Annotated in this window: 24 protein-coding genes and 2 tRNA genes; 11 read left to right on the forward strand and 15 right to left on the reverse strand. The window is 63.1% G+C overall.

The genetic code is table 11. The features are described from left to right. Window positions 1–25: 25 nt before the first annotated feature. The 3 genes from BSTEL_RS09600 to BSTEL_RS09610 form a co-directional block, all read right to left on the reverse strand. Entirely contained in the window at window positions 26–1,552 is a 1,527-nt protein-coding gene (locus BSTEL_RS09600) for a DNA-processing protein DprA (RefSeq protein WP_193788497.1), read from the reverse strand. Between the two features lie 127 nt (window positions 1,553–1,679). Further along, a complete protein-coding gene (locus tag BSTEL_RS09605; RefSeq protein ID WP_034529976.1) occupies window positions 1,680–3,233 on the reverse strand; it encodes a YifB family Mg chelatase-like AAA ATPase in 1,554 nt (517 codons plus the stop codon). After that, entirely contained in the window at window positions 3,233–3,676 is a 444-nt protein-coding gene (locus tag BSTEL_RS09610) for a YraN family protein (RefSeq protein WP_034529977.1), read from the reverse strand. The genes BSTEL_RS09605 and BSTEL_RS09610 overlap by 1 nt, the downstream gene beginning before the upstream one ends. A 200-nt stretch (window positions 3,677–3,876) precedes the next feature. Here BSTEL_RS09610 and BSTEL_RS09615 point away from each other — a divergent pair, with 200 nt between their 5' ends. The 3 genes from BSTEL_RS09615 (at window position 3,877) to BSTEL_RS09625 (ending at window position 7,716) form a co-directional block, all read left to right on the forward strand. Beyond that, complete coding sequence (locus tag BSTEL_RS09615; protein ID WP_034529978.1) at window positions 3,877–5,823, forward strand: FAD-binding protein; 1,947 nt, start codon at window positions 3,877–3,879, stop codon at window positions 5,821–5,823. A 118-nt stretch (window positions 5,824–5,941) separates the two neighbouring features. Continuing rightward, the gene (locus BSTEL_RS09620) at window positions 5,942–6,892 is read left to right on the forward strand and encodes a succinate dehydrogenase/fumarate reductase iron-sulfur subunit (RefSeq protein WP_034529979.1); all 951 of its coding nucleotides are present in this window, start codon (window positions 5,942–5,944) and stop codon (window positions 6,890–6,892) included. A gap of 152 nt (window positions 6,893–7,044) precedes the next feature. Next, window positions 7,045–7,716, forward strand: a complete 672-nt coding sequence (locus BSTEL_RS09625) for an O-methyltransferase (protein ID WP_034529980.1) — start codon at window positions 7,045–7,047, stop codon at window positions 7,714–7,716. A gap of 36 nt (window positions 7,717–7,752) precedes the next feature. On the opposite strand, the gene BSTEL_RS09630 is transcribed toward BSTEL_RS09625, so the two are convergent. From BSTEL_RS09630 to BSTEL_RS09670, 9 genes are all read right to left on the reverse strand, one after another. Continuing rightward, window positions 7,753–8,520, reverse strand: a complete 768-nt coding sequence (locus tag BSTEL_RS09630; protein WP_034529981.1) for an LOG family protein — start codon at window positions 8,518–8,520, stop codon at window positions 7,753–7,755. Between the two features lie 58 nt (window positions 8,521–8,578). After that, a complete protein-coding gene (locus tag BSTEL_RS09635) occupies window positions 8,579–9,874 on the reverse strand; it encodes a Na+/H+ antiporter NhaA (RefSeq protein ID WP_034529982.1) in 1,296 nt (431 codons plus the stop codon). A 75-nt stretch (window positions 9,875–9,949) separates the two neighbouring features. After that, window positions 9,950–10,023 (reverse strand) — tRNA-Arg (locus tag BSTEL_RS09640). A 32-nt stretch (window positions 10,024–10,055) separates the two neighbouring features. Continuing rightward, a tRNA-Arg gene (locus BSTEL_RS09645) sits at window positions 10,056–10,133 on the reverse strand. Window positions 10,134–10,204: 71 nt separating this feature from the next. Next, entirely contained in the window at window positions 10,205–11,569 is a 1,365-nt protein-coding gene (clpX, locus tag BSTEL_RS09650) for an ATP-dependent Clp protease ATP-binding subunit ClpX (protein WP_034529983.1), read from the reverse strand. 105 nt (window positions 11,570–11,674) lie between these two features. Continuing rightward, entirely contained in the window at window positions 11,675–12,376 is a 702-nt protein-coding gene (locus tag BSTEL_RS09655; protein WP_034529984.1) for an ATP-dependent Clp protease proteolytic subunit, read from the reverse strand. Window positions 12,377–12,381: 5 nt separating this feature from the next. Continuing rightward, entirely contained in the window at window positions 12,382–12,996 is a 615-nt protein-coding gene (locus BSTEL_RS09660) for an ATP-dependent Clp protease proteolytic subunit (RefSeq protein WP_101623121.1), read from the reverse strand. A 177-nt stretch (window positions 12,997–13,173) separates the two neighbouring features. Then, a complete protein-coding gene (locus tag BSTEL_RS09665; protein WP_034529986.1) occupies window positions 13,174–16,614 on the reverse strand; it encodes a DEAD/DEAH box helicase family protein in 3,441 nt (1,146 codons plus the stop codon). Window positions 16,615–16,708: 94 nt separating this feature from the next. After that, on the reverse strand, window positions 16,709–17,962 hold the full coding sequence (locus BSTEL_RS09670) for an ATP-binding protein (protein WP_162178997.1): 1,254 nt from the start codon (window positions 17,960–17,962) through the stop codon (window positions 16,709–16,711). 296 nt (window positions 17,963–18,258) lie between these two features. Here BSTEL_RS09670 and BSTEL_RS13075 point away from each other — a divergent pair, with 296 nt between their 5' ends. From BSTEL_RS13075 to BSTEL_RS09690, 8 genes are all read left to right on the forward strand, one after another. Further along, complete coding sequence (locus BSTEL_RS13075; RefSeq protein WP_162178998.1) at window positions 18,259–18,684, forward strand: EndoU domain-containing protein; 426 nt, start codon at window positions 18,259–18,261, stop codon at window positions 18,682–18,684. Beyond that, the gene (locus BSTEL_RS09675) at window positions 18,608–18,985 is read left to right on the forward strand and encodes a hypothetical protein (protein ID WP_034529988.1); all 378 of its coding nucleotides are present in this window, start codon (window positions 18,608–18,610) and stop codon (window positions 18,983–18,985) included. Before BSTEL_RS13075 ends, BSTEL_RS09675 begins: the two co-directional genes overlap by 77 nt. Window positions 18,986–19,326: 341 nt before the next feature. Then, window positions 19,327–19,653 carry a helix-turn-helix domain-containing protein gene (locus BSTEL_RS09680; protein ID WP_034529989.1) on the forward strand — a complete coding sequence of 109 codons (327 nt, stop codon included), beginning with the start codon at window positions 19,327–19,329 and terminating at the stop codon, window positions 19,651–19,653. Next, entirely contained in the window at window positions 19,650–20,243 is a 594-nt protein-coding gene (locus BSTEL_RS09685) for an ImmA/IrrE family metallo-endopeptidase (RefSeq protein WP_084686251.1), read from the forward strand. The genes BSTEL_RS09680 and BSTEL_RS09685 overlap by 4 nt, the downstream gene beginning before the upstream one ends. A gap of 164 nt (window positions 20,244–20,407) precedes the next feature. Further along, a complete protein-coding gene (locus BSTEL_RS11930; RefSeq protein ID WP_084686252.1) occupies window positions 20,408–21,079 on the forward strand; it encodes a DUF4417 domain-containing protein in 672 nt (223 codons plus the stop codon). Beyond that, window positions 21,079–21,342, forward strand: a complete 264-nt coding sequence (locus BSTEL_RS12225) for a hypothetical protein (protein WP_156963269.1) — start codon at window positions 21,079–21,081, stop codon at window positions 21,340–21,342. The genes BSTEL_RS11930 and BSTEL_RS12225 overlap by 1 nt, the downstream gene beginning before the upstream one ends. A 9-nt stretch (window positions 21,343–21,351) precedes the next feature. Then, entirely contained in the window at window positions 21,352–21,501 is a 150-nt protein-coding gene (locus BSTEL_RS12230; RefSeq protein ID WP_156963270.1) for a hypothetical protein, read from the forward strand. Further along, the gene (locus BSTEL_RS09690) at window positions 21,495–22,046 is read left to right on the forward strand and encodes a hypothetical protein (protein WP_034529990.1); all 552 of its coding nucleotides are present in this window, start codon (window positions 21,495–21,497) and stop codon (window positions 22,044–22,046) included. Before BSTEL_RS12230 ends, BSTEL_RS09690 begins: the two co-directional genes overlap by 7 nt. Before the next feature lie 53 nt (window positions 22,047–22,099). Here the strand turns inward: BSTEL_RS09690 and BSTEL_RS11935 are convergent, their stop codons facing one another. Genes BSTEL_RS11935 through BSTEL_RS09700 form a run of 3 tightly spaced genes read right to left on the reverse strand, consistent with a single transcriptional unit; the run spans window position 22,100 to window position 26,030 of the window. Then, window positions 22,100–23,206: a restriction endonuclease subunit S gene (locus tag BSTEL_RS11935; RefSeq protein ID WP_084686253.1), complete on the reverse strand. Its 1,107-nt coding sequence runs from the start codon at window positions 23,204–23,206 to the stop codon at window positions 22,100–22,102. A gap of 3 nt (window positions 23,207–23,209) precedes the next feature. Then, a complete protein-coding gene (locus BSTEL_RS09695) occupies window positions 23,210–24,691 on the reverse strand; it encodes a type I restriction-modification system subunit M (protein ID WP_034529991.1) in 1,482 nt (493 codons plus the stop codon). Between the two features lie 55 nt (window positions 24,692–24,746). After that, window positions 24,747–26,030 carry a chloride channel protein gene (locus tag BSTEL_RS09700; protein WP_034529992.1) on the reverse strand — a complete coding sequence of 428 codons (1,284 nt, stop codon included), beginning with the start codon at window positions 26,028–26,030 and terminating at the stop codon, window positions 24,747–24,749. Window positions 26,031–26,188: the final 158 nt, after the last annotated feature.

Genomic DNA, 26,188 nt, shown 5'->3' on the forward strand with positions numbered 1-26,188 from the left:
CCGACTCCGGCCGCGGCCATGCCGATCATGTTCCCGCCGTTCCTCGAACCAGCCTCACCTCCCCCTGTTCGCGTCGGATGAGGCCAAGCGCCTCCAGTTCGCCCAGGTCGGCAAGCAGCCGCGGCATGGCGGCATCCGGATCGTCCTCGCGAAGACGCGCCAGCAGCACATCCGGCGTGACGGGCGTGCGCCGGCGTCTGCATGAACGGATGGCCGTCAGCACGGCCCGTTGCGATGCGGCGAGCGCATCCTCCCGTTCCGTGGCCGAGTCACCGTCGGCTGCGACTCCCCCTCCTGCATCGCTCGCAGGTTCGGGCGCCCTGTCGGCTTTCCCGTCTCCGTCCGTACCGTCTCCGTCCATACTGTCTCCGCCGGTACCGTCGTCTCCCGCCGCTTCCGGCTTCTTCCACGGCTCCTCCCCCAGCTCGGGCCGGTGCGCGGGGTGGACGAGTTCGTCGATCTCCTCGACGGAGGCGAGCAACATGGCCTGATGGTCGGCGATGATCCTGTTGCATCCGGCGTTGTGCGGCATGGTGATGAGGCCGGGCACGGCGATCACCTCCCGGTTGAGGTCGTTCGCCCAGTTGGCGGTGCTGAGCGCGCCGGAGCGCAGCCTCGCCTGCGCGACGACGACGGTGGAGGCGAGCGCGGCGATGATCCTGTTGCGCAACAGGAACCGTCGCGCCTCGGGGATGGTGCCCGGGCACAGTTCGCTGATGAGCACACCGCCCTGTTCGACCATCCGTTCGAACAGGAGCAGGTTCGTGGATGGGCCGATGTGGTTGAGCCCGCCCGCGAACACGGCGACGGTTCGCCCTACGCCGCGCGCGGGATCCGCATCATCCGGATCGGTCATGTCGCCGCGGCTTCTCCATGCGCGTTCGTCCGCCGCGGCGAGCGCGCCCCAATGGGCGGCCGCGTCGGTGCCGAGCGCTCCGCCGGAGACGATGAGATGTCCGGCGGCCGCGCATCGCATCGCCACTTCGCGCGCCACGGCGCGCCCGTAGTCGGTGGCACCGCGCGAGCCGACGACGGCGATGGGTTTCGCGCAGCTGACGAGCGCGCGCACGTCGCCGACGCCCCACAGGCAGAGGGGCGACGCCCAGTCGCGTCGCGTGGACAGATCCTGCAGCTGGTGCGGCCAGTATGGGCTGGCCGGTCCGATGATCCATTGCGCGCCGTCCATCGTGAACCAGCCGTCGAGATGCTCCCAGTCGAGGGTGGGCAGGGTGTCGAGGCGCGCATGCCATCCGGCGAGCGCCTTGCGGAACGCGCGCGTGCCTTGCGGCGTGATCCTGCTACCCCATCTGGCCAGGCCGACGGCGAACACGTGGTCGAGTTCTTTCCTCGCCGTCGTGGCCGCCGCGCCGGCGTTGCCGGGTCGTGACCCGATGATGAGCTTCAACGCCTCCGTCCCGCTGCCCGCCCCTTTGATGGTGGCGTACATGATCGCGTCCGCCCCATCGAGGCAGTAGGTGAGCGTGGCACGTGCCAGCGTCTCCCGGTCGGGCGGCGGGTAGCGTCGCGTCATAAGGGAATGTGGTGTCTCCATGACCGTGTCCTTCCATCAGTGCCATGACCACCGGTCCCATGATTCCCATGGGATTCCTGTGATCCGTCGGTTCCGTTCCGATGCCGTCCATGCCGGCTCCTTTCCGTATGAGTCGCGTTCGCGCCGCTCATATCAGCCGCGTGCGCAGGGCGATGCCCTGCAGGGTCTCCTCGCGGCCGGGGGACGTCCGTCCGGCCAGATCGGCGAGCGTCCAGGCGAGGCGCAGCGCCCGGTCCGCGCCTCTCAGGCTCAGCCGTTGCGTCTCCAGCGCGCGGTTGACCGGTTCGAGCGCGGATTGGGCGATGTGCTCGCGCATCCACGTGCCGGACGCCTGCGCGTTGCATGTCCACCCGTGCATCCGGTAGCGTTCGGCGGCGGCGTGCCGCGCCTGGATGACGCGGCGGCGCATGCCTGCGCTGTCCGGTCCGCGCCCGTACTGTTCGCCGCCGATGATGCGCGGTACGGGCGGCACCTCCACCTGAATGTCGATGCGGTCGAGGATCGGTCCGGAGAGCCTGCCGAAGTAGCGTTGCCGTTCCTTGTGCGTGCATACGCAGCGCTCCCCCGTGCCGTAGCTCATGCCGCATGGGCATCCGTTCGCCGCCATGACGAGCTGGAACGCGGCCGGATAGTAGGTGGTGCCCTTGGAGCGGGACAACGCCACGTACCCGGATTCCAGCGGCTCCCTGAGCGTCTGCAACGCGCGCGCCGAGAATTCGGGGGCCTCGTCCATGAACAGGACGCCGCGGTGGGCGCGCGTGATCGCCCCCGGTTCGGCGAGCCCGGTGCCGCCGCCCACGAGCGCCGCCGTGGAGGACGTGTGGTGGGGCGCCTCGAACGGCGGCACGTCGCTGATGCCATACGTGTTGAGCGTGCCGCACAGGGAGCGGATGGACGCGACCTCCAGTTGTTCGGCGTCGGTCAGAGGGCACATGATGCCGGGCATGCGCGAGGCGAGCATCGTCTTGCCCGAGCCGGGAGGGCCGACCATGATCATGTGGTGGCCGCCGGCCGCCGCTACCTCCAACGCCCATTTCGCCTGCTCCTGCCCGACCACGTCGGCCATGTCGCCGGTCTTCGGTGACATGAACGTCTCATGGTCCCGCGGCGAGGCGGACGCGGACGCCCCGCCGCCGAGCGCCGGCTCGTCCGGCAGCCGGTAGCGCGCGGAGCCGCCCATGAGTTCGATGAGCTCGCCCACGTGGCGTACGCCGAGCACGTCCACCCCGTCGATCAGATGCGCCTCCTCGAGATTGCCGGCAGGCAGGATCACCTGTCTGACGCCGCGTTCGCGCGCATGCAGGAGGATCGGCAGCACGCCGTTGATTGGCAGCACCGTGCCGTCGAGGTTCACCTCGCCCATGACGACCGAGTCGATGAGACATTCGTGCGGGATTGCGCCGGATGCGCCGAGCACGGCGGCCGCGATGGCCAGATCGTGCGACGAGCCGCGTTTCGGCATGCTCGCCGGGCTCAGATTCACGGTCACGCGCGTCTCCGGCCAGTGGAATCCGGTCGCCTGGCAGGCGGATTTGACGCGTTCGCGCGCCTCGGACAGCGAGGCGTCCGGCAGACCGATGATCGAGAAGTACGGCAGACCCGGGCTGATGAACGCCTGCATGGTGATGATGAACGCCTTCAATCCGATCAGCCCGATCGACAGCGCGTTGCCGATCGCCATCAGAACGCCCCCGGAATGAGATGGACGAGCGGTCTGCCGCCGCGCACGACCACGGTGACCACGTCGAAGCGCACGCCGGTATGCCCGATCCGATGCTCCGGTTCGAGCAGCCATTGCACGCCCGCCCGGCGCAGGTTCGCCTGCTTCGTGTACGTGACCGCCTCCTGCGGCAGCCCGTGCTTCATGGTGCGCCGCGTCTTCACCTCCACGAACACGATCCGCCGTTCGGGAGACAGGGCGACGATGTCGAGCTCGCCGTAACGGGACCGCCAGTTGCGGTCGACGATCGTCCAGCCGCGTTCCGTGAGCCACGCGGCTGCATAGTCCTCGCCGAGCGCGCCCAACGCGCGCGTGGCGAGCGTGCCGTCCTTGAGCCGTTCGGCGATCCGGTCGAGCGGTTCGAGAGCGGGTAGGCCGGACGTCAGGGCCTCCGGCGGCGCCATCTGCAATGCTGTGGTATCCATGCGTCCACTGTGCCCGCCGGCACCCGGTCGGGGCCAGCCGTGCGGGGAATGTGGACGGAGCCCCCGGCCCCGCGCGTGTCGTGGACAACGTGTGGACGGCAAGCGGGTTATCCACCATTCGTCAAGGGCCTTGACAACAGGAGCCGGCGAAGTCCGCCCTTATGGAACAATGGGGTGATATGAGTCCGAAGCAGTTGGAAGACATGTATGACGCGGTGATCGTCGGCGCGGGCGCGGCCGGCCTGTCCGCCGCCCTGGGTTTGCTCCGCTCCCCCGAAACCAGGCAGATGCGGGGGAACGGCATCGACCCGAAGATCCTGGTGATCTCGAAGCTCCAGCCGTTGCGCTCGCACACCGGATCCGCCGAAGGCGGCATCGCCGCATCGCTCGGCAACATCGAAGCCGACGACTGGCATTGGCACTACTACGACACCGTCAAGGGCGGCGACTGGCTCGTCGACCAGGACGCGGCGCAGCTGCTCGCCGAATACGCGCCCGAAACGGTCATCAACCTGGAACGCGGCGGCGTCGCCTTCTCCCGCACCGACGACGGCCACATCGCGCAGCGCCGCTTCGGCGGGCACACGCGCGAATTCGGCGGCGCCCCGGTCAGGCGCGCCGCCTACGCGGCCGACCGCATCGGCCACCAGATCCTGCACGCCCTATGGCAGCAGTGCGTGGCCGCCGGCGTCGCGTTCGCCGAGGAATGGTACGTGACCGACCTGGTCCTCACGGACGACGGTTCGCGGGCCGCCGGCGTCGTCGCCTTCGACACGCATGCGGGCAAGGTCCACGCGGTCAAGGCGCGCAACGTGCTGTTCGCGACCGGCGGCGCGGGCCGCCTGTTCCACACCACGTCGAACTCGTGGGATCTGACCGGCGACGGCATGGCGTTGGCGCTCGCCGCCGGCCTGCAATTGGAGGATGCGGAGTTCGTGCAGTTCCATCCGACCGGTCTCGCGCATACGGGCATCCTCCTGTCCGAGGCGGCCCGCGCGGAGGGCGGCGTGCTGCGCAACGCGGACGGCGAGGCGTTCATGGAACGCTATGCGCCCGGCCACGCCGATCTGGCCGCGCGCGACGTGGTCTCCCGTTCCATCATGGCGGAGATCGACGCGGGCCGCGGCGTCGCCGATCCGAAGGATCCGGACGGTCGCAGGGACTGCGTCTGGCTTGACATGACGGGCATCGACCCGGACCATATGCGCGCCGTGCTGCCACAAGTGGTCGAGACCATCGAGAAGTACGCGGACATCGACCCGTCGAAGGATTTCGTGCCGATCAAGCCGACCGCCCACTACACGATGGGCGGCATCCCGATCACCGTGGACGGCGAGGTGTACCGCTGGAACGCGGGCGATGCCGAAACCGACGGGACGGACGGCGCGACCGGATCGCGCGGCGTGGTCGACGGCCTGTTCGCGGCCGGCGAGTGCTCGTGCGTGTCCGTGCACGGCGCGAACCGTCTCGGCGGCAACTCGCTGCTCGACGCCTGCCTGTTCGGCACGCGCGCCGGCCGCGCGCTTGCCGCGCGCGTCGCCGCGCAGCCGGTCGACGATCCGATGGCCGTGGACGATCCGGACGTGCAGGAGATCGACGACGCGATCGCCGCCGCCGCGGACGCCGCGTCGGACGCGCGCGAAAACGAACTGAAGGACCTGCTCACGCCGCGCGCGGACGCCGCGGACGATGTGGACGATGTGGACGGAACCACCGCCGCGGACGAGACCGACGACAACCCGTACCGGCTCATGGCCGATCTCGGCCAGGTGATGGAGCGCGCCGCCGCCGTACGCTGCGACGCGGCGGGTCTCGAAGCCGCGCTGCGTACGATCGACGAGCGCCTCGCCCCGCGCGCCGAGGCGCTCGTCGCGCACGACAAGACGGCCGCGTTCAATCAGGAGGTCACCGCCATCTGGGAGGTGCGGCATCTCATCGGACTGGCGCGTGTCGTGCTCGCCGCGTCGGATGCGCGCCACGAGTCGCGCGGATCGCTCAAACGCAACGATTTCCCGGAACGCGACGACGAACGTTTCCTCGCCCATTCGATGACCGACGCGTCCGGCCGTGTCGCATGGCAGCCGGTGCACATCGTCGACATCCCGCCGAAGAAGCGCGAATACTGAGCCGCACGACCGCATGCCGTGAAGACCCCGTATGAACCGTCGCCCTCCGACGTTCCGTACGGGCACGGCTTATGTCACAATGGAGAGTTGTTTTGAGACCGATTCAGGAGGCGCGCGCATGACGAATTCGAACGTGACGACGGTGACGTTGAAGGTGAACCGTTTCACGCCGCGTCCCGAACGCGAACGCGACCGTGCGCGCGGAGGCAGTCCGTTCGCCCGCACGCGCAAGAGCTCGCCGTTCGGCGGCAAATCGGATGCGCCCGCGCGCCGTCGCCCCCGTGGCCGCCAGTGGGTGCAGGAATACACGATTCCGGCCCGTCCCGAGGACACGGTGCTCGACTGTCTGCTGGCCATCAAGCGCACCGTCGACCCGACGCTCGCCTTCCGCTACTCGTGCGGCCACGGCATGTGCGGTTCGGACGCGGTGGCGATCAACGGCACGCCGAACCTGCTGTGCACGGCCACGCTCAAGGATTGGGTGAAGCCGGAATCCGGCATGCCCGTGCTGGACGACGACGGGTTCCGCCGCACCGGCGACGACGCGGCGGATGCGGATGGGGCGAAGGGATCGGCTCTGCCCGAGTCCGGCAGTCTCGGCGTCATCGAGCTCGGCCCGCTGCCCGGCTTCCCCGTCGAACGCGACCTCATCGCCGACATCGACCCGATGCTCGACCAGATCAGAAAGCTCAAGCCGTATCTCGAAGCGGACGGCGTGCTCGCCACCACGCATGAGGGCAAGGTGGACGTGTTCGAATACCTGCAGCATCCGGACGAGCTCGCCAAATACGAGCAGTTGAGCAACTGCATCGCCTGCGGCGTGTGCGAGGGCTCCTGCCCCGTGTTCGCCGGCGGCGACGCGTTCATCGGCCCGGCGGCGCTCATCTGGGCGAGCCGTTTCGTCAACGATTCGCGCGACACGATCACGATGGACCGTCTCGACGCGATCGACACGGAGGACGGCGTGGCCGCCTGCCAGTCGGTACGCGCCTGCACGCGCCAATGCCCACGCGGCATCGACGTCGGCGAGGAGATGTGGCAGATCGTCGCCAAGGTGCGCGAACGCTGACAGGCCGGCACGTGGCCGCCGGAACGCGGCCATGCCGCTTGGAATGCGCGGATGCCGCATGGGACCCGCACGGCATCGGGCCGCGGGCGATTGCGGTCGGTCTTTAAGGACCGGCCTCACGAGGACTTCAGAGGATTGTAAAGGACGTGTTCATGGATAGGACGCAGTACACGAATCTCGCACAGGCATGGGGATTCGTGGAGAATCACGCGCTTTCCCGCCAGACGCCGGCTATGGCGCAGATCCGGGCCGCCACCGAGAAGGCGGGCATGCCGCAGGGTTCGGCCGCTCAGGCGGAGGTTCTGTCGATGCTGGCCCATCTGACCGGCGCGAAATCCGTGATCGTGGTGGGCACCGGCTCGGTGATGGAGACGTTGGAGCTGGTGCGCGGTCTCGACGGCACGGGCCAACTCACCGCCGTGGACTCCTCGGCGAAGGGCATCACCGTGATCCGCAAGGCGTTCGACGTGGTGCAGGATTCCACGGCGACGAAGCTGCGCGCGGTGAACGCGCAGGCCGGCGTGTTCCTGCCTCGTCTCAACGCGGGCGACTACGACATGATCGTCGTGGCCGGCGACGCCGTCAACTACGCCGCATCGTTCGAGCAGGCGCCGCGTCTGCTGCGCGCCCACGGCATCATCGTGTTCACCGACATGCTCGCCTTCTACGACGGCATGAACTCGGGCGGCGTGCTCGACCCGGCCGACCGCAGCGAGAAGGCGACGGCGATGCGCGAACTGCTCGACACGGTCGAATCGGACGAACGCTTCCGCACCGTCCTCACTCCCACCGGCACCGGCCTGCTCGTCGCCTCCAAGCTGTGACATGCACCTCCCCGGTGCACCGGCACGCCCCCGGACTTAATTGATGACGACGCCGGGGATCGCGCCGGCGGCCACGCGCACGGCCTCGTCCGGATCGTCGGTGATGGTCACCAATCTCGGGTCGACGCCGGAGATCATGCCATGCTCTTTGACGGGCCCCTCCAGCCAGTCGAACAGGCCCTGCCAGTAGTCGCGCCCGACCAGGACGATCGGCATGCCATCGACCTTGTGCGTCTGCACGAGGGTGAGCACCTCGAACATCTCGTCGAGCGTGCCGAAACCGCCCGGGCAGACGATGATGCCGGACGAGTACTTCACGAACATGAGCTTGCGCACGAAGAAGTAGCGGAAGCTCATGCCGAGGTTCACGTAGTCGTTGATGCCCTGCTCGTGCGGCAGTTCGATGCCGAGTCCCACGGATTTGCCGCCGGCCAGCGCGGCGCCCTTGTTCGCCGCCTCCATGATGCCGGGCCCTCCCCCGGTGATCACGGCCACGCCCGCCTGCGCGAGCCGTTCGCCCATGTGCCGTGCCGCCTCATAGGCGGGGTCGCTTGCCGGGGTGCGTGCGGAGCCGAATACGGCCACCGCCGGGCCCAGTTCGGCCAATGCGCCGAAGCCGTCGACGAATTCGGATTGGATGCGCAGCACGCGCCACGGGTCCATGTGCAGCCAGCCGGTGCCGTCGTCGGGGCGCAGCAGGTTGGCGGTGGTGTTGTCGGCGGGGATCATGTCCCCGCGCATGATGATCGGTCCGCGATGGTAGGTCTGTCCCAAGGGCGCGTCCGCGTCGTTGTCATTGCTCATACCGCACGATTCTAACGCGCGACGGACGCGTATGACGGACATGCGTACCGGACGCGAATCAGGCGCGCGACGCCGCTTCGCGCGCATCGCGTTGTTCGTAACGTTTCGACTGGCGGCTCAGCAGCACGCCGGAGATGGCGGCGGCGATGAGCGAGCCGACGAGCACGCCGAAGCGCGCCTCGGCGGACAGTTCCGGATTGTCGTAGGCGAGGGAGGCGATGAGGAACGCGACGGTGAAGCCGATGCCGCACGCGCATGCGGCGGGGAACATGTCGCGCACGCGCAGCCCCTTCGCCATCTTCAGGCCGAACAGGTGCGTGGACAGCCATGCGGTGGCCATGATGCCGAGCGGCTTGCCGACGACGAGCGCGACGATCAGCGCGATGACGATCGGCGAGAGCATGAGCGCGGGCGTGAGCGATTCGAAGTGCACGCCGGTGGCGAACAGGGCGAACACGGGCAGGGCAAGCAGCGCGGAGAACGGCTGGAGTTTGCCCGCGTACCGGTCGGCGCGGGGCGTCGATTCGCCGTGCACCTCACGCGCGGGGGTGAGCAGGCCGACGAGCACGCCGGCGAGCGTCGGGTGCACGCCCGCCTCGAACATCATCACCCAGGCGAGGATGCCGACGACGGCGACGAGCGGCCACGGCACGCGCCTCATGCGCACGAGCACGTACCAGACGACGGCGCATGCGGCGATGCCGATGAACCAGTACCATGCGTTGAGCGCGGAGAAGAACACGGCGATGAGGATGATGGCGAGCAGGTCGTCGACGGTGGCGAGCGTCATAAGGAACGCGCGGATCGCGCCGGGCAACGCACGCGCGAAGATGGCGAGCACGGCGAGCGAGAACGCGATGTCGGTGGCGGTGGATACGGCCCAGCCGCGCGCCATCTCGGCGAACGGGATCTCGCTGCCGGTGGTGGTGAGTACGAGGGAACCGGCCGGTCCGGGACCGTATTGCGCGAGCAGCGCGGTGACGGCCGTGAACAGGATGGGAGGCGTGACCATGCCGCCCACGGCGCATAGCATCGGCACGGCGGCGGCCTTCGGATTGGCGAGCGAGCCGGTGGTGAGCTCCTGCTTCAAGTCGAGACCGACGGTGAGGAAGAAGATGGTGAGCAGACCGTCCTGCGCCCAATGCCCGACCGGCAGGTCGAGGTTGGTGCGCGGCACGGCGATGTGCGTTTCGGCGATGGTTTCGAACATATGGGCGGTGGCCGGTAGGTTCGCGAGGATGAGGCCGAGGAACGCGAAGGAGAGCATGATAAGTCCGGCGAGGCGGTCGGACGCGGCAACGTGGCGGATCGTGCCCCACACTCCCCTGCGGCGTGTATCGTTGCCGTTCGTCATTCGTCCTCCCCTGTGCCGATGCCTGATGCTGATATTGGAAAAGCCCCTGTCACATACATGAAAGGGGCTTTATCGTGCGCGAGACAGGATTCGAACCTGCGACCTGCTGATCCGTAGTCAGCTGCTCTAATCCGCTGGGCTACTCGCGCATACCGCCTGGTTTACCTCGTGCGGTCCGAGGTGGTGCGCCGAGACAGGATTCGAACCTGCGACCTGCTGATCCGTAGTCAGCTGCTCTAATCCGCTGGGCTACTCGCGCATGTTGTCTTGCTCAGGCAACTCGACATATATTACCCATCGTCCGCAGATTCGCAAGGTCGGCGTGTCGCACTATGCGGCGCGACGTCGTCTGCCTGTCGTGCGCGACGCGACCGGGTGCAGCTCCTGCGTGTCCACGTTTTCGCTGGAACGCACCATCTTCGGCACACCCGCGCCGGTGACGGACGCCTTGTCGACGATCACCTGCGTCACGTCCGGCATGCTCGGCAGCTGGAACATCGTGTCCTGCAGCGTGCGCTCGATGATGGACCGCAGTCCGCGCGCGCCCGTCCCCTGCCGTATCGCCGTGGCGGCGATGGCGCGGACGGCCTCGCGCGTGAACGCGAGATCGACGCCATCCGCCGCGAACAGCTTCATGTACTGTTTGACGAGCGCGTTGCCCGGTTTGGTGAGTATGGCCGCCAGATCGTCCTCGCCAAGCTCGTCGAGCACGCTGACGACGGGCAGACGGCCGATGAACTCGGGAAGCAGGCCGAATTCGGCGAGGTCGTCGGCGCTCACCTGCGCGAGCAGCTCCTCGTCCGGCACCTGATGGTCGTGCCATGCGGCGCCGAAACCGCTTTCACGCGCGCCGAGACGCGTCTTGATGATGTCCGTAAGACCGACGAACGCGCCGCCGCAGATGAACAGGATGCCTCGCGTGTCGATCTGCACGGTCTCCATGTCGCGGTGCTTGCGTGTTCCCTCGGCAGGGACGGCTGCGACAGTTCCTTCAAGAATCTTGAGCAACGCCTGCTGCACGCCTTCGCCCGACACGTCGCGCGTGATAGACGTGTTCTCGCCGCTCTTGCGCGCGATCTTGTCGATCTCGTCGATGTAGACGATGCCGTGCTCCGCCTTGGACACGTCGCCGTCGGCCGCCTGGATGAGCCGTTGCAGCACGGTCTCGACGTCATCGCCCACATAGCCGGCTTCGGTGAGCGTGGTCGCGTCGGTGATGACGAACGGCACGTTCATCACGCGGGCGAGCGTCTGCGCGAGATACGTTTTGCCGACGCCCGTGGGCCCCAATAGGAGGATGTTCGACTTGGCGACCTCGACGTCGGCGAGCGGGTCGCGACGACGCCCGCGCGCCCGCTCGTGCGTCTCGTCGAGTTCGCCGGCACGTTCCGCAAGCTCCATGTTGACGCGCTTGTAATGGTTGTATACGGCGACGGACAGGGCGCGTTTGGCCGTCTGCTGGCCGACCACGTACTTGTCGAGATACGCGTTGATCTGCACGGGCTTGGGCAGTTGCAGCGCGTTGACCTCGGCGTCCTTGTGCCGTTCCTCGGAGATGATGCCGACGCACAGTTCGATGCACTCGTCGCAGATCGCAGCCCCTTGGCCGGTGACGAGTTTGCGCACCTGATGCTCGGTCTTGCCGCAGAACGTGCACTTCGGCACGTCGTCGTCGTAGCTCACCACATGCCCCATCGCATCTCCTTCACTGTGTCGGCGCGGGTTCCGCCCGTCCTTTTTCGCCGGAAAACAAACAAAAGGCTCCCTTTCCCGTATGGCGGGAAAGGGAGCGCGCCACGCCTACTGGCGGTGTTCGAGCACCTCGTCGACGATGCCGTAGTCCTTGGCCTCGGCGGCCGTGAGGAACGTGTCGACCTCGATATCCTTGGCGATCTTCTCCTGGGACTGGCCGGTGTGCTTGGCGAGCGTCTTCTCAAGCCATTCGCGCATGCGCAGCATCTCACGCGCCTGGATCTCGATCTCCGTGGCCTTGCCGAAGCCCTGGTCGATGGCCGGCTGGTGGATGAGCACGCGCGCGTTCGGCAGCATGAGACGCTTGCCCTTGGTGCCGGCGGCGAGCAGGATCGCGGCGGCGGAGGCGGCCTGGCCGAGGCACACGGTCTGCACGTCCGGCTTGATGTACTGCATCGTGTCGTAGATGGCGGTCATGGCGGTCATCGAACCGCCGGGCGAGTTGATGTACATCATCACGTCGCGGTTCGGATCCTGCGATTCGAGCACGAGCAGCTGCGCCATGATGTCGTCGGCGGAGGTGTCGTCCACCTGCACGCCCATGAAGATGATGCGGTCCTCGAACAGACGCGTGTACGGGTCCTGCCTCTTGAAGCCGTACGGGGTCTTCTCCTCGAACTGCGGCAGGATATAACGGTTCTGCGGCGCGAACGCGGCTTCACGACGCGCGGACGGCATGAAGCCGACGACTCCCGCGGGACCGGCCAGACGGTCGGCGCGCGCGGCGAACTTCGCTTCCTCGGATGCCATGCTGGTCACTCTCCCTTCGTCATCGAATCGTGCGTGGTGATGATCTTGTCCACGAAACCGTACTCCAGCGCCTCGGTGGCGGTGAACCAATGGTCGTACTCGTTATCGCGGTAGATCTCCTCGACCGTGTGGCCGGTCTGTTCGGCGGTCAGCTCGCTCATGGTCTTCTTCATATCCATGATGAGTTCGGCGTTGATGCGCACGTCGGTGGTGGTGCCGCCGATGCCGCCGGACGGCTGGTGCATGAGCACGCGGGCGTGCGACGTCAGGAAGCGCTTGCCCTTGGTGCCGGAGCTCAGCAGGAACTGGCCCATCGAGGCGCACATGCCGAGGCCCACGGTCGCCACGTCCGGCTCGATGAGCTGCATGGTGTCGTAGATGGCCATGCCGGCGGTGATGGATCCGCCCGGCGAGTTGATGTAGAGCCAGATGTCCTTCTTCGGGTCCTCGGCCGCCAGCATGAGCATCTGCGCGCAGATGCGGTTGGCCATGTCGTCCTTGACCTCTTCACCCATCCAGATGATGCGGTCCTTGAGGAGCCTGTTGAAGATCGGGTCGGCGAATCCGGCGGCCGGTGCGTCGTCGGCCATGACCGGGAGGGTTGCAAGAGTGTTGCTCACCTTATTCTCCATTTCGAATACTGTCATAAACAGTATTCAAGCCTACCGCCTTCAAGCGACGGAGCGGCGCATTTCGCCCGCTTTCGGCTCGACGCGTACAGCCGCGCCGCGACCTCGCCCACCGTCGCGTATCTTCCCGTATGGGCGCGCAATCACTTGGCGCGCACGCGGCTCCCTCTACGCGGCTCCGGGCGCCAGCGCGTTGGACTCCACCTTGCGGATGCACATAATCAGATCCATCGCCTGCGCGGAGTCGAACAGCCTGAAGAGCGGCCGCGGCCTGTCGAACGGCGGTTTGGCGAGCTGCGCCGGATCCAGGTACCCGTTGCGTTCTATATAGTCGATGACCATGTGCAGGAAGCCGATCTGCGCCTGATTGAGCGTATGCGCGTTGATGAAACCGGAGAACGCCTCCATCGCGGCCTCATGGTCGAGTTTGGCGATGCGCCTGACCAGCAGTCCGAACGGCGTGTCGCCATATGCGGCGCGATACTCCTCCTGCGTGCCCAGCAGTTCGACGAGCACGCGTTCGAGTTCACTGTAGTCGTCGGCGGTCAGCGGCTCGTTGCGCCGCAGCTTGCGTATCGTCCCGTCGTCCTTGTGCTCGTTGACGTAGCGGTTGACCTTGAGCTTGTAGTCCTCGTAGTGCTCGGCGATGTCGAACGGCTGGCCTTCGACCCGTTCGACCAACGGATCGGTCAGGTCGGTGATGATGGTGCGGCGTCTGCCGGCGTCCGCGACGAAGCGCACGAGACCGCGCAAGGCGATGCGCACCCGTTCCAGTTCGGTGACGGACATATGGGCGAGACGGTCACCGTCGTTCACGATCCGGGTGATCGGTCCGCGTTGCGCGCTCACCTGCGGGATGGTCATGCGCTCGTTCAGGCGCACGGCGATCGACCGTATCTTCGCCGCACATGCCCCGGCCGGCCGGCCGCCCGCGCAGGAGACCATCATCGCGTACATGAGCGCGTCGAACCGTAGCGCGTACACGTCCGGCTCGTCGTAATGCGCCAATGGCGCCAGTTCGTGCACGAGGTCGTGCACGTCCAGTTCGGTCAGGGAATCGAATGCACCGGCCGCGCGGTATCGTTCCACGAATTCGCGTTTGAGCCGCACCGCGGCCTTGGTTGCGTCCCATGAGCCGATCTGGCCGGTGAGGTCGGCGACCAGATCGCTTCGCCATTGCACGACGTGCGGGTCGGCGGTGAACGCGCTGGATTGGAAGGCCCGCACGAGTTCGGCCTTGCGGGCGAAGACGCGTTCGCTGACGGATGCGGCGAGCTTGTCTTCGACCGGGTTCGTCTGTTCGCGGAAGAACGCGAAGTTGCCGCAGTAGTCGAAGATCTTGAAGCGGCGTTTGCCGATGTATTCGCCGTCGATGCCGTCCACGCAGTCGAGTTCGGGGCTGAGTCGGGTGCCGCGGCCGATCATCTGCCAGAATTTGATTTTCGATCGCACCGGTTTGAAGAACACGAGGTTGACGACGTCGGGCACGTCGACGCCGGTGTCCATCATGTCGACGGATACGGTGATGACGGGCAGCGGCTTGCGTTTGAATTCGGCGATGACGCTGTGCGCGTAGTCGTCGCCGTGCAGCACGGTTTTGATGAAGCCGTGCGCCGACTCCTTGGGATAGCGCGCCGCGTAGCGTTCGGCGATGTAGCGCGCGTGCCGCTGGTTGGCTGCGAAGATGATGGTTTTGCCGAGCCGTTCGCCGCCGTCGGTCTTGATGCCGTTGTCGTGCAGGTCCTCCAGGACGGTGTCCACGGTGGCTGGATTCATCACGTAGGTGTTGATCGCCGAGGCGTCGATGTGCGCGGGCAGGTTCGCCGCATCGTCCAGATCGCCGTTTTCCCCGTCCTCTCCTGCGTCGTCGCCGCCGAAGTCCTCCTCGTAGCGCTCCTTGTCTTCGTCGGACAGGTCGTCGTAGGTGATGCCTTCGTCCATGAATTTGGTTTTGGCTTCGATGTTGACGTATGGCACGAGCACCTTGTCCTTGAGCGCCTGCGCGTACTCGTAGACGTAGGTGGGTACGCCGTGCTGCACATGGAAGAAGTCGTAGGTGTTGCGGTCCACGTCGTTGCGCGGGGTGGCGGTCAGTCCGACCATGAGCGCGTCGAAGTGGTCGAAGATGACCCGGTATTTCCTGAAGATCGACCGGTGCGCCTCGTCGACGATGATGAGGTCGAAGTGGCCTGCGGAGAACGCGGGCTTGCCGCCCGTGCCGGTTTCCGCGTCGATGGCGTTGATCATGGTCTGATAGGTGGAGAACACGACGCGCGCGTCCGTATCGTGCTTGTTGGAGCACAGGTTGCACAGCGACCAGTCGGGGAAGTATTCGCCGTATGCGCTGTGCGCCTGCGCGACGAGTTCGACCCGGTCGGCGAGGAACAGCACGTTCTTGACGAGTCCGGCGCGCATGAGCACGTCGGCGAGCGCGGCGGAGACGCGTGTCTTGCCGGTACCGGTGGCCATGACGAGCAGGCTGCGGCGTTGGCCTTGGTTGAGGTTGTCGCAGACGGCCTGAATGGCTTCGAGCTGGTAGGTGCGGCCGTTGCCGCCGGCGACGGTGAGGTTGACGGGGACGGTGGATGGGTCGATGGCGGTGCGGCGGCGGTCGATGATGCGCTGCAGGTCATCCTGGGCGAAGATCTCGCCGACCTGACGGTAGGAGCCGTGCTCGTCGTCGACGAAGTAGGTGCGGTAGCCGTTGGTGAGGAAGATGAGCGGCCGGTAGCCGAACCTGCGTTCGAGGCAGTCGACGTAGAGGCGTGCCTGTTGGAGTCCTTTGGCGGGATCGTATGCGGTGCGTTTGGCTTCGATGATGGCGAGCGGCTTGCCGTCGCGCCCGTTGAGGAGGTAGTCGATGCGTCCTTGTTGGCCGGGGTGGTCTTCCATGCCGGTGACAGGGTATTCGGTGATGACGTCGCGTTCCATGTTCCAGCCGACCAGTTGCAGGTCGAGGTCGATGAAGCGTGTGCGGGTCTGGTATTCGTCGAATTCGTCAGCGGGGACGTGTTCGACTGCGGGTTGTTCGGCCTTGCGTGCGGCGAGCTGGTCGCTCAGGTCGCGGATGTGTTGTTCGAGTGCGGCGATACGGGCGGTCTGTTCTCCAATCTGCGCTTCGTATTCCCTGCGTGCGGCGTCTTCCTGAGTCTTGCGTTCCTTGGCGGCGAGCGCGCGGCTGACGGCGGGGACCTGTTTGGGGTCGAAGGTGCGTTTGGCGTAGCGGCGGCCGTAGCTGTAGTCGATCCATTGGATGAACGCGAAGAGGATGTTCAGGGAGAACATCGCGTCTTCGGGTTTGAGCTGCGCGTTGCGGTGGGCGGCCATGTTGCCGGCCTTGATGACGTATTGCAGGGATTCCCACAGGTGGTCGTCGGAGAGCGCGTTGCGGAAGGTGGGTTCGTGGACGAGGGATTGCAGGTTGTCCTTGTACGGCGGCCGGATGGTCTCGTCGGCGGCGTACACCCATTTGACGGCGAGTTCGAACGCGCGGCGGGCGGCAAGCGCGCTGATGGTCGGCGACAGCGAAAGCGCGCGTTCGGCTTCGAGGCACGCGTCGGCGAACATCGCGTAGTCGTCCTGGCCTGTCAGAAACGAGAAGTTGGCCATATCCGTCTCCCTCATGCGCTGCGTCGCGGCGATTGTCGTCCGATCAAATCCATCGTACAACGCGCAGGATCGTTGCGTTCGTCCGCGGCGACGGTCAGGCTCCCAGCAGGGTGACGGGAACCACGTATACGCCTTCTTTGGTCGCTCGCGCATATACGCCGTTGCCGACGATGACCATGAGAAACGATGGCTCCCTTTGCTGCGAGTACGGGTTCGCCATGACGGTGTTGCGCACTTTCAGCAGCGAGTCGACGCCTTCCTGCGTCTTGTTTTCGCCGAGTTTGATTTCCACGGCGCCCCATCTGCCGTCTTCGAGTTCGATGATGGCGTCGGCTTCCAGACCCTTGTCGTCGCGGTAGAAAGAGACCTTGGGATGTTCGAGACCGACCCATGCGGATGAGTACACCAGTAGGTCCCGTATGACCAGGTTTTCGAACACATCGCCGAATATCTGCCCGTTGGACAGTAGCCGCATGGGGTTGATGCCCAACGCGGAGACCGCGAGGGAGGGGTCCACGAAATATCGTTTCGGTTTGACCCGCATACGGTTGCGCGCCTTGATCGGCGCATCCCAGCTGGGTAGTTCCTCGATGAGGAATTCGCGGATCAGCATATCCACATAGCCGGTGGTGGTGATGCGGGAAGGTTCGGTGTCCGCGGTCTCGTCATCCGCGTAGAGGTCTCGGCTGAGCGTCTTGATCGTGGCGGCCTTGGCGTTGTTGCGGGCGAGCGACATGATGATGCGTCGCGTCAGGGCGGGGTTCTTGCCCATGCGGGGAGCATTGTCCTCGCAGACGGCTTCCAGATACTGTTGCGGAACGTACAATGCGCTTTCGAGATCGCGGTCGAGGGACGCCGGCCACCCTCCCCGGCATATCCATTCCGCGATCTGCGATAGCGAGACCTGCGTGGCGGATGGCGTGAATTCACCGTCGAACAGTTTGCGCAGCGATACCGCTCCGGTGGACAGTCCCTGCTCGTAGAGGCTCATGGGGCGCATGCGCAGATGCGCGATCCTTCCCGCACCGCTGTGTTCGTACTGACTGAGCGGCGGGGCGCTGGAACCGGTAAGCAAATATTGCCCGGGACGGTTGGACTGCTGGTCGACGGCATGCCGGACCGCGTCGCGCACTGCAGGCACGGTCTGCCATTCGTCGATCAGATGCGGCTGTTCACCGATGAGCGGCATGGTCGGATCGGCTTCGGCCAAGGGGCGAACACGGTAATCGTCAAGGCCGGTGACGCTCTCGGCGTGCGACAACGCACACCACGTCTTCCCGCACCATTTCGCGCCGTCGATCTGCACCGCGCCGAACACGTCGAGTAGCTTGGACACTTGGTCGTCCAACAGACGCGGTCTGTACGAGTCAGGTCGAAGCGTCACACAATCACCTCATTTATCATTTTGTACCGTTTTCGTTATACATTTTACACCAATCGCACTATACATTTTACACCATCCGAAACCGTGATTCCATCCGCACGCAAAGGCCCCTACAGTGCGAAGTAGCGTTGGGCGAGGCTGGCGTAGAGGATGTCAAGACGACAAGGCCCCCATCCTCACTGTTCTGCTTCCGCAAACCCCTCAATCGACAGCCCAAGCGACTCCGATCTGGCGGCCACGGTCAGACATCAATGGAAATCATGGATTTGTACGGCATTGAATACCATGTCGTCGTCACATATCCCAATGGAGTCCGAGCCGGATACGTGCCGAACCATCATTACAAGCCCAAACGAAGCGGCACTCGTCAAACATGGTTCCCTCAGCATTGGAGAGAACACGACATCACCAAGGCCGCCGAGCATGTCATGAAACTGAAAAGTAATCAGAATGCCCCGGACGGACACATCATATGGGGAACATGGCGGAACGTACGCGTCGGCGTCATCAAACGTGGCGGACTTGTCAATACCGTATTCCCCGCAGAGATCCAGCCCAGCCACCTATGGTTAAAAAACAGGAAAGCACGAAAAACTGAGGAGATGCGGCATGTTCGACATCAACAACGTACAAGCGATTATGGCACGATACGATCACATCCATCCGGAGGATTCATATCTGCTTGACCAATACTGGAATGATTTGTCCGGAGCGTTGGTCCAAGACACGAACGGCACCATCCGCTATCTTCTGAACAACGCCACCCCCGAGGAATTGGATAAAATCAGCGAAGTAACAGATGAGCTCGTGGAACGAACCCAAAGCATCGAACTGATCAAAGCGATCAGAACGGCATACTGCAAATATCCGGAAACCCTCAACGATCATCTGCTATTCAGCAATCTCAATCTGTCCATTACCATCGCCCTCAAGGACAAGAAGGCGGCACAACAATTGCTTGCCTGGAAGCCGACCAGGACGGATTGAGCACATGCACAGCAGCACCAATGCCATTCGTATTCAGCTTGTCGACCACAAGAATCACGAAGCTCTGGCAGAAGGATAGGCGGACGAATGGCGGGATATTCGTTCGCCAGCCACATCGGTTACAGGGCGAAGTAGCGTTGGGCGAGGCTGACGTAGAGGGTGTATACGGTCGAACCCCTCGTTGGCCCACGCCCGCAGTGGCCTGCCGCCCAGACAGCAGACCAAGAGGCCTATCGACACCCCAAACCCGAGAGGACGCAATCTCAGCCGACGAACATTGCAGACTTGCCGTTTTGGGAATATGCATTATACTTTTGGTAAAAGCATAGAAGGAGCGAACCATGACAAAAGAATTGGGCGAAAGGATGCTGAAGCTGATGAGGCAGCAGGGGCGAACACAGAAAAAGGTGGCGGAACTGATCGGCACCACGGAGGCCACAATGTCGCGCTATGTCTCAGGCGACCGGGAGCCGAAGGCCGACGTTCTATCAAATATCGCAACAGCACTCCATACGACGTCAGACTATCTACTTGGCCGAGAATCGGAGCAGAATGATCTCGATTCAGCTTACACACTCGTGGCTCGCAACGCGTCCCGACTCACACCGGAACAAAAGCATGCCATTTTGGAAGCGCTGTTTTCCTCGAATACGGAGGACGGAAAATGAACGAGTCACACACCGGTGCCACACTGCCATCATGGCGCTATGAAGAAATCAAGGAAACCATGACCCTTCTGCTGTGGTGTCAGAAAATCACGCATCTGCCAATAAGCGGCTTCGAGATCGCCCGTCGACGGGGAATCAATGTAATCCCCTACTCACATGGCACGGAGGAACTGCGACGCCAATACATGGCCGCCAGTAGCGACGGATTCAACATCACTGACTCCGAAGGGCATAGCACCATCTATTACAACGACGAGATGCCGTATGAACGCATAAATTTCACCATCCTGCATGAAATCGCCCACATTGTGCTCGGACATCAGGAACACAGTGAGCTCGCCGAGAAAGAGGCAAATTTCGCTGCAGGTTTCCTCGCTGCGCCACCGGCCGCCCTCTTCCCGTTCAATCCGCAATCTCCTCTGGAGGTGGAGATGATGTGCCACGTCAGCAGACAAGCAGCGATTCATAGCTTCAGCCGGTACCAGTCATGGAAACGTGTCAAGCAGCATCATCCTCTGACCGATTACGAACAGATGCTGTACGACATGTTCTCCAAAGCAAGGAGGGAAGCGCAAACAACTCCCAAATAATGAAGAGGCGCTCCACGGAGCGCTCGAACGAACCACGAAACACCTCTCCAGAGGATGCATGCATCCTACTTACTGCAATCTGTATTATGCATCATCCTCTGGAGTTCAACAAATCAATACCGCATATCAGCTGAATGCGGAAGTAACTCTGCAAGGAGGAACATATGGTCATACCGCATAACACACGAGCAGGATGCCATGACGTATTCCACGCATCATTGCTTCGTGACGCACGTTATGACAGCTCTCTGGAATTTCCGTGGCTGAAAGCCGAATCAAAAGCTCCAAACAAACTAATCCCCTATTCCAAAGCGAAATATTCCAAAGACACCGATCAGTGGGTCTGTTTCTATGAAGACGATGTCAAGTTCGACGCAGACACATGGGACCACCCAGAGAAAGCCCTCACCGTACTACGACGGTTCCGGGGAACGATCGCGCCTGACTACTCCATGTTCCGGGACATGCCGCTGATTCAACAGCAGTGGAACAACTTCCGAAGCAAGACCATCGCGCACTATTGGCAGATGCAGGGTATACCAGTGCTTCCCAATATTCGATGGGCCGACCACCGGACTTGGGAAACCGCATGCCTGGGCGTGCCACGTTGCTCCAACATTGCGATAGGAACACTCGGATGCATCAAGAATCCAACTAACCGAAAACTTCTCAAAGAAGGACTTTCCTACGTAATCAAGCGACTTTCACCGGCCAGCATCAACGTATACGGCAAAGCCCCGGATGATATCTTCTCCATCTATGAAGAGCAAGGTATCCGTGTCATCAGGTTTCCGAGCGAATGCGAGCAGGCTCACCGAGCGGGAAGTGATCTCTAATGGGAAGCGGATACTACGGAGGATATCACAATACCAGCGGCGCCAACGATGATGATCTTGATGAGACCTCCAACATCGATGACAACGCTCGTGACCTTGCTCGAGAATTCCGTCTGACCACTGGAGGGTATTTCGGGCAAAAAGGCAATGGGAAGGGCGTCCGCATCATCAGCAGCACGGACCCCTTGACCACAGCGGAGCATTGTTATCAAGTTCTCGGCAAGGGCGGTTCAGAGAGAACCGCATACAACAGCAAGGGATAGGAAATTCGCATGAAACAGCTTGGGGACGGAACACTGGTCACTTATCGCCAGATCACCAGTTCCAAAGGAAGTCCGGCTGTTGAAATACGGCTTTCAAGCGGCAGCCACAACGTCCAGCAGCAGAAAATTCATTTCGTCATGGAGACAACATTATGGTAGACATCACATTCACGGAGGATATGCGACAGATTCTCAAATCGTTGGTGGGACAGCGATTGGTGTCCTTGGAATGCGAACGGTTGGACCGGACGCAGGAGACCTATGGAAACCTGCTCATCACCACGGAATCGCAAAAGGTGGAGCTTATCAACGAGGAGGAGCCGACGGAATACTTCGGCGAAGTCGAGGATATCTCGCGGTTCATTTGCCGTAGACTTGAGCCGAACGAGGAATTCCGCCAGTTCATCACTGGGACACGACCAATGAAGTATCCGCTGTTAGGGAAGGTCAATACCGTATCCATCGTCAACGACCACGTCTCAATGCCTGAGAAACAGTATGACATCCAATTATCCATGGCCGTGATTCTGGACACCGATGCCGGAGAAACCGCGTTTCTGAGAGGATGGCATTTCGATGAAATGATTACCATCGTACGGAAAAGCGATTACCGATCGTCACTCCGCTCCGTCGCACAGGTACAATCTGACTGGAGCGACGATCCAAGTTCCGTAACCGTGGAACGAACCCTCATTGAGTTGTGAATCAGCACGTTAGGTGGTGGAGGACGGGAGTACCGCCCGCCACCACCTAACGGTTATTGGGCGAAGTAGCGTTGGGCGAGGCTGGCGTAGAGGGTGTCGAGACGGTCGAGCTGCTGTTGGGCGTCGGCCTTGAGGGACTCGACCTTGGCGACGAACGCGGCGAACTCGTTCTGCAACGAGATGGGCGGGATGATTACAGAAACACTCCCTAAAGTTTTAATGGATAAATATGAAATAGTCGTCCCCGACGTGCCACCAATTAGACGATCATGAAATGACGGCAAAGCAAACAGATGTGTAAAGAACACCGAATTAGGACTCGCTTCTATCTTTTTAAGCCATGTAATCATTCCATCCTGGAAATAGAATCGATCTCCATCTCTCACTTCATAGCACAATCCCATTGTGCCGCGAGCAGTGACCAGCACATCGCCAGCAGTTGGAACCTGATGATTATCCACTAATGATTTAAATGCATTCTCATTAACGAATGACGAACAAGTCAACAAACCTGAGGTAATTCGATTCGTCAAATCACCAAGCTTTAAAAACGGGATACCTTCCTTTTCGAGGTCCTGAGCATATATACGCTTCGCCGAAGTCACCGTGTAAAGACTCTTAATCTCTCGCAAACCCCAATGATTTGGATTCTCCACCGGATCACCGAACATTTCGACGAAGCGGGATTGGATGAGTTCGTCGGCTGTTGCGATCATCTGCCTAGCCAAAGCACTCTGCGATTCAACACCATCAAGTAATTGAACAATATGATCCTGCTCTTCCACAGCCGGCAACGGAATCTCCACTTTTTCGAGGTTCTTTTTCGTCAGGCTGGGAATCGTTACCGTTGAATTCAACTGCTCAAAGTCAAAGAAGCGACAGAAATGATACAGATACTTCGGCAATAGCTTTGACTTATCGGCAGCCAATCCAAATGCCGTATCGACATTCCAAAATGGCTCTGTCACGTAAATCGGAGTATTGATATTACCCTTACGGCCAATAACTACGGTATCAGCGTCACAGATATATTGGTCGGCATGGCCCATCACACCGCCACTGCCATAAATCGGATATTCCCCTGACGGATTTTCAACGGCACGCTGATTTTTACCATTGACAATCGTCAGGACATCCTTCAGAAGAACGCGTTCCCCCATCACTCACCGTCCTTGGGCGAGCATGGCGTCGAGCTCGCCCAAGCCGGCGGCGAACTTCGCGTTGAGATCGCGCAGTTCGGCCATGAGTTGGCTGGTCGGCGGGTATTCCTTGCGCTCGTATTCGACCTTGACGTACTTGTTGAAGCTGAAATCGTAATCCTGTGCGGTGATGTCGTCGCGGGTCACGAAGAAGCTCCGCTCGGTGCGCTCGCGGGCGCCCTCGGCTTCCAGGTTCTTCCAACGGGCGAGGATGTCGGGGATGTCGTTGTGGTTCGGGTCCTCATTGCGTTTGTCGTCGAGCGTGAAGCCGTCGTGCTCCATGTTGTACAGCCATACCTTGTCGGTGCTGTGGGGCGCGTCGGTTCTGGTGAACACGAGCACCGCGGTGCTCACTCCCGAATACGGCTTGAACACGCCGGACGGCATGTAGATGATCGCTTCGAGCCGCTGGTGCTCCACAAGTTCGCGGCGCAGCTCGCGGTAGGCCTTCGCGTTGCTTCTGAACAGCACGCCGTTGGGCACGATGCACGCGCAGCGGCCGCCGAGCTTCAGCATGCGCAGGAACAACGCCACGAACAGCAGTTCGGTCTGTTTCGTGTTCACGATGGCCTTGAGGGAATCGTCGATGTCCTCCACGTCGAGCGAGCCGGTGAACGGCGGGTTGGCGAGGATCACGTCGAAACGGTCGCGAATCGTGTTCACGCGCGACAGGCTGTCCTGGTTGCGGATGTCCGGATTCTCCACGCCGTGCAGCAGCAGGTTCATCGCGGAGATGCGCACCATCGTCTGGTCGGTATCGAATCCGGTGAACTGCGCGCCTTCGAACAGGTTCCAGTCGTCGGCGCTCATCGTCTCGCCGTGGACCTTGCGAATCCATTCGGCGGCGGAGATCAGGAATCCGGCCGTGCCGCACGCCGGATCGGCGATCAGCTGGCCGGGTTTCGGGTCGAGCAGGCCGACCATCATGTCGCGGATATGCTTCGGCGTGCGGAACTGGCCATTCGCGCCGGCCGTGTTGAGCTTGCTCAGCATGTATTCGTACAGGTCGCCCAGATCGTCCTGGTCCTTGACGACGTTGGTGAGCAGATCGTCGATGCCGGCCACCGCGCGTTCCAGCGTCTTCGGCTTGTTGAATCCGAACGAGGCGTCCTCCATGCTGTCGGCGAACGCGTTGCCCTCGTGCAGGGTCTTGAGGAACGGGAACACCTGCTGGCCGACGATGGCGAACATCCGCTCGGCCGGTTCGTTCTTGAAGTTGTGCCAGCGCAGCCGCTGGCCTTCGGGCGTATCCGGGAACACCGGGTCGGCGAGCGGCATGCCGGTCAGTTGCGCCATCTGCTCGGCTTCGAGCTGCCTGTCGTCCAGCGACTTCATGAACATGAGGTAGGTGAGCTGGCTGATCACCTCGAGCGGATTGGTGATGCCGCCCTCCCACATGCGTTGCCAGATGTCGTCCACCTTGTTCTTCACGGCTCCGGTGATCATCTCATCCCTTTCATCCGTCCCATCGCAAACGAATACTTCCCAACTCTACCGGCACCTACCTCTTCGACAATACCCACCGCGAGACGAACGCGGACGTGGCGACCGCGAGGCCGACGGGCACGAAGAGGGCGATTGGCGCTTCGGCGAGCTCCATGACGAGGCTCATGGCCATGAGCGGCGCCTGCTGCGAGGCGGACAGGAGCGCGGCCGCGCCGATGAGCGCGCATACGCCGACCGGGTCCGCGGGGAACGCGAACGACCAGAGGAGGCCGAGCGTCGCGCCCAGCGTGGCTCCGAGCGCGATGCCGGGCTGGAGCACGCCGCCGGACGCACCGGAGCGGATGGTGACGAGCGTCGTCGCGGCCTTCACGAGGAACGTGGCCGCCAGCAGTCCAACGAGCGGCCAGATCCGCGGGGAGCCGGAGGCGAGTCCGTCGAAGCCGAGCTGCGCGGCGGCACGTCCATTACCCATCACCTGCGGCGCGAACACGGCGACGAGACCGGTGGCGAGACCCGCGAGCGGCATCTGCCACAGCAGCATCCTGCCGGACGGCTGATACGCGGTCGCCCATGAGGAGCCCTTGCGGAAGCAGGCGCCCGCCGCACCGCACGCGGCCCCGCACAGGAGGGCGAACAGCATGAGGCTCGGCGTGTAGTCGGCGGTCATGCCCGCCACGGCGTAGAACGTGTGACGCCCTTTGACGAGCGAGGCGACATAGGCGGCCGTGGCGGACATGCCCAACGCGAATCCGACCTTCTCGATCGTCACGTCGGCGAGCAGAATCTCGACGGCGAAGAACATGCCGGCGAGCGGTGCGTCGTAGACGCCGCCGAGGCCCGCGCCGGCGGCCACGGCGACGATCATGCGCCGGTCGGCGAGCCCCGCCGCATCGCCTCCCTCGCCACCGATACGGAACAGGTCGCAGAATCGTTGGGCGAGCATCGCGCCGAGCTCGCGCGGCGCGACCTCACGCCCGATGGACGCGCCGGAACCGACGATGAAGATCTGGAGCACGACGTGCACGATGGTCTGCCACCAAGGCATCCGCTCCCCCGCGACCGCCTTCTTGACGGACGGCACCTTCGTGGTCTTCGTGCGCAGCAGCCACCAGACCAGCGCGGCGATCGACAGTCCCACAGTCACGGAAATCGCACGGCGCAGGGCCGGCACGTGGAACGGGCCGGGCACGGTTCCGCTCTCCACATAGCCGAGCATCACGTGTTCGACGCCGTACAGCAGCAGCGTGAGCAGCCCGGCACCCGCGCCGATCAGCGACCCCAGGACGAGCGTCGCCGCGGCGAGCCATAGTATGCGGTTGATGCGGGTACGTTCATTCATTGCCGTGTCCCCTCTTTCCCCGGTCTCCCATCCGGTCCGGAATCCGCCTATCCCGCCCCGCCTCGAAGAAAGGCGCGGAGGGAATCGGCGGTTCAACGCGATGGAGGCTTGGAACCCGTAAGGATTCCAAGCCTCCATATGTCACATCACGCTAGCGC

This window comes from Bifidobacterium stellenboschense (assembly GCF_000741785.1).
In the GTDB taxonomy this organism is placed as follows: domain Bacteria; phylum Actinomycetota; class Actinomycetes; order Actinomycetales; family Bifidobacteriaceae; genus Bifidobacterium; species Bifidobacterium stellenboschense.

What these genes read in the sequence shown, in the direction of transcription:
- BSTEL_RS09600 (WP_193788497.1), bottom strand. Translation starts at nt 1,552, where the DNA reads ATGGAGACACCACATTCCCTTATGACGCGACGCTACCCGCCGCCCGAC.
- BSTEL_RS09605 (WP_034529976.1), bottom strand. Translation starts at nt 3,233, where the DNA reads ATGGCGATCGGCAACGCGCTGTCGATCGGGCTGATCGGATTGAAGGCG.
- BSTEL_RS09610 (WP_034529977.1), bottom strand. Translation starts at nt 3,676, where the DNA reads ATGGCGCCGCCGGAGGCCCTGACGTCCGGCCTACCCGCTCTCGAACCG.
- BSTEL_RS09615 (WP_034529978.1), top strand. Translation starts at nt 3,877, where the DNA reads ATGAGTCCGAAGCAGTTGGAAGACATGTATGACGCGGTGATCGTCGGC.
- BSTEL_RS09620 (WP_034529979.1), top strand. Translation starts at nt 5,942, where the DNA reads ATGACGAATTCGAACGTGACGACGGTGACGTTGAAGGTGAACCGTTTC.
- BSTEL_RS09625 (WP_034529980.1), top strand. Translation starts at nt 7,045, where the DNA reads ATGGATAGGACGCAGTACACGAATCTCGCACAGGCATGGGGATTCGTG.
- BSTEL_RS09630 (WP_034529981.1), bottom strand. Translation starts at nt 8,520, where the DNA reads ATGAGCAATGACAACGACGCGGACGCGCCCTTGGGACAGACCTACCAT.
- BSTEL_RS09635 (WP_034529982.1), bottom strand. Translation starts at nt 9,874, where the DNA reads ATGACGAACGGCAACGATACACGCCGCAGGGGAGTGTGGGGCACGATC.
- clpX (WP_034529983.1), bottom strand. Translation starts at nt 11,569, where the DNA reads ATGGGGCATGTGGTGAGCTACGACGACGACGTGCCGAAGTGCACGTTC.
- BSTEL_RS09655 (WP_034529984.1), bottom strand. Translation starts at nt 12,376, where the DNA reads ATGGCATCCGAGGAAGCGAAGTTCGCCGCGCGCGCCGACCGTCTGGCC.
- BSTEL_RS09665 (WP_034529986.1), bottom strand. Translation starts at nt 16,614, where the DNA reads ATGGCCAACTTCTCGTTTCTGACAGGCCAGGACGACTACGCGATGTTC.
- BSTEL_RS13075 (WP_162178998.1), top strand. Translation starts at nt 18,259, where the DNA reads ATGGATTTGTACGGCATTGAATACCATGTCGTCGTCACATATCCCAAT.
- BSTEL_RS09675 (WP_034529988.1), top strand. Translation starts at nt 18,608, where the DNA reads ATGTTCGACATCAACAACGTACAAGCGATTATGGCACGATACGATCAC.
- BSTEL_RS09680 (WP_034529989.1), top strand. Translation starts at nt 19,327, where the DNA reads ATGACAAAAGAATTGGGCGAAAGGATGCTGAAGCTGATGAGGCAGCAG.
- BSTEL_RS09685 (WP_084686251.1), top strand. Translation starts at nt 19,650, where the DNA reads ATGAACGAGTCACACACCGGTGCCACACTGCCATCATGGCGCTATGAA.
- BSTEL_RS11930 (WP_084686252.1), top strand. Translation starts at nt 20,408, where the DNA reads ATGGTCATACCGCATAACACACGAGCAGGATGCCATGACGTATTCCAC.
- BSTEL_RS12225 (WP_156963269.1), top strand. Translation starts at nt 21,079, where the DNA reads ATGGGAAGCGGATACTACGGAGGATATCACAATACCAGCGGCGCCAAC.
- BSTEL_RS12230 (WP_156963270.1), top strand. Translation starts at nt 21,352, where the DNA reads ATGAAACAGCTTGGGGACGGAACACTGGTCACTTATCGCCAGATCACC.
- BSTEL_RS09690 (WP_034529990.1), top strand. Translation starts at nt 21,495, where the DNA reads ATGGTAGACATCACATTCACGGAGGATATGCGACAGATTCTCAAATCG.
- BSTEL_RS11935 (WP_084686253.1), bottom strand. Translation starts at nt 23,206, where the DNA reads ATGGGGGAACGCGTTCTTCTGAAGGATGTCCTGACGATTGTCAATGGT.
- BSTEL_RS09695 (WP_034529991.1), bottom strand. Translation starts at nt 24,691, where the DNA reads ATGATCACCGGAGCCGTGAAGAACAAGGTGGACGACATCTGGCAACGC.
- BSTEL_RS09700 (WP_034529992.1), bottom strand. Translation starts at nt 26,030, where the DNA reads ATGAATGAACGTACCCGCATCAACCGCATACTATGGCTCGCCGCGGCG.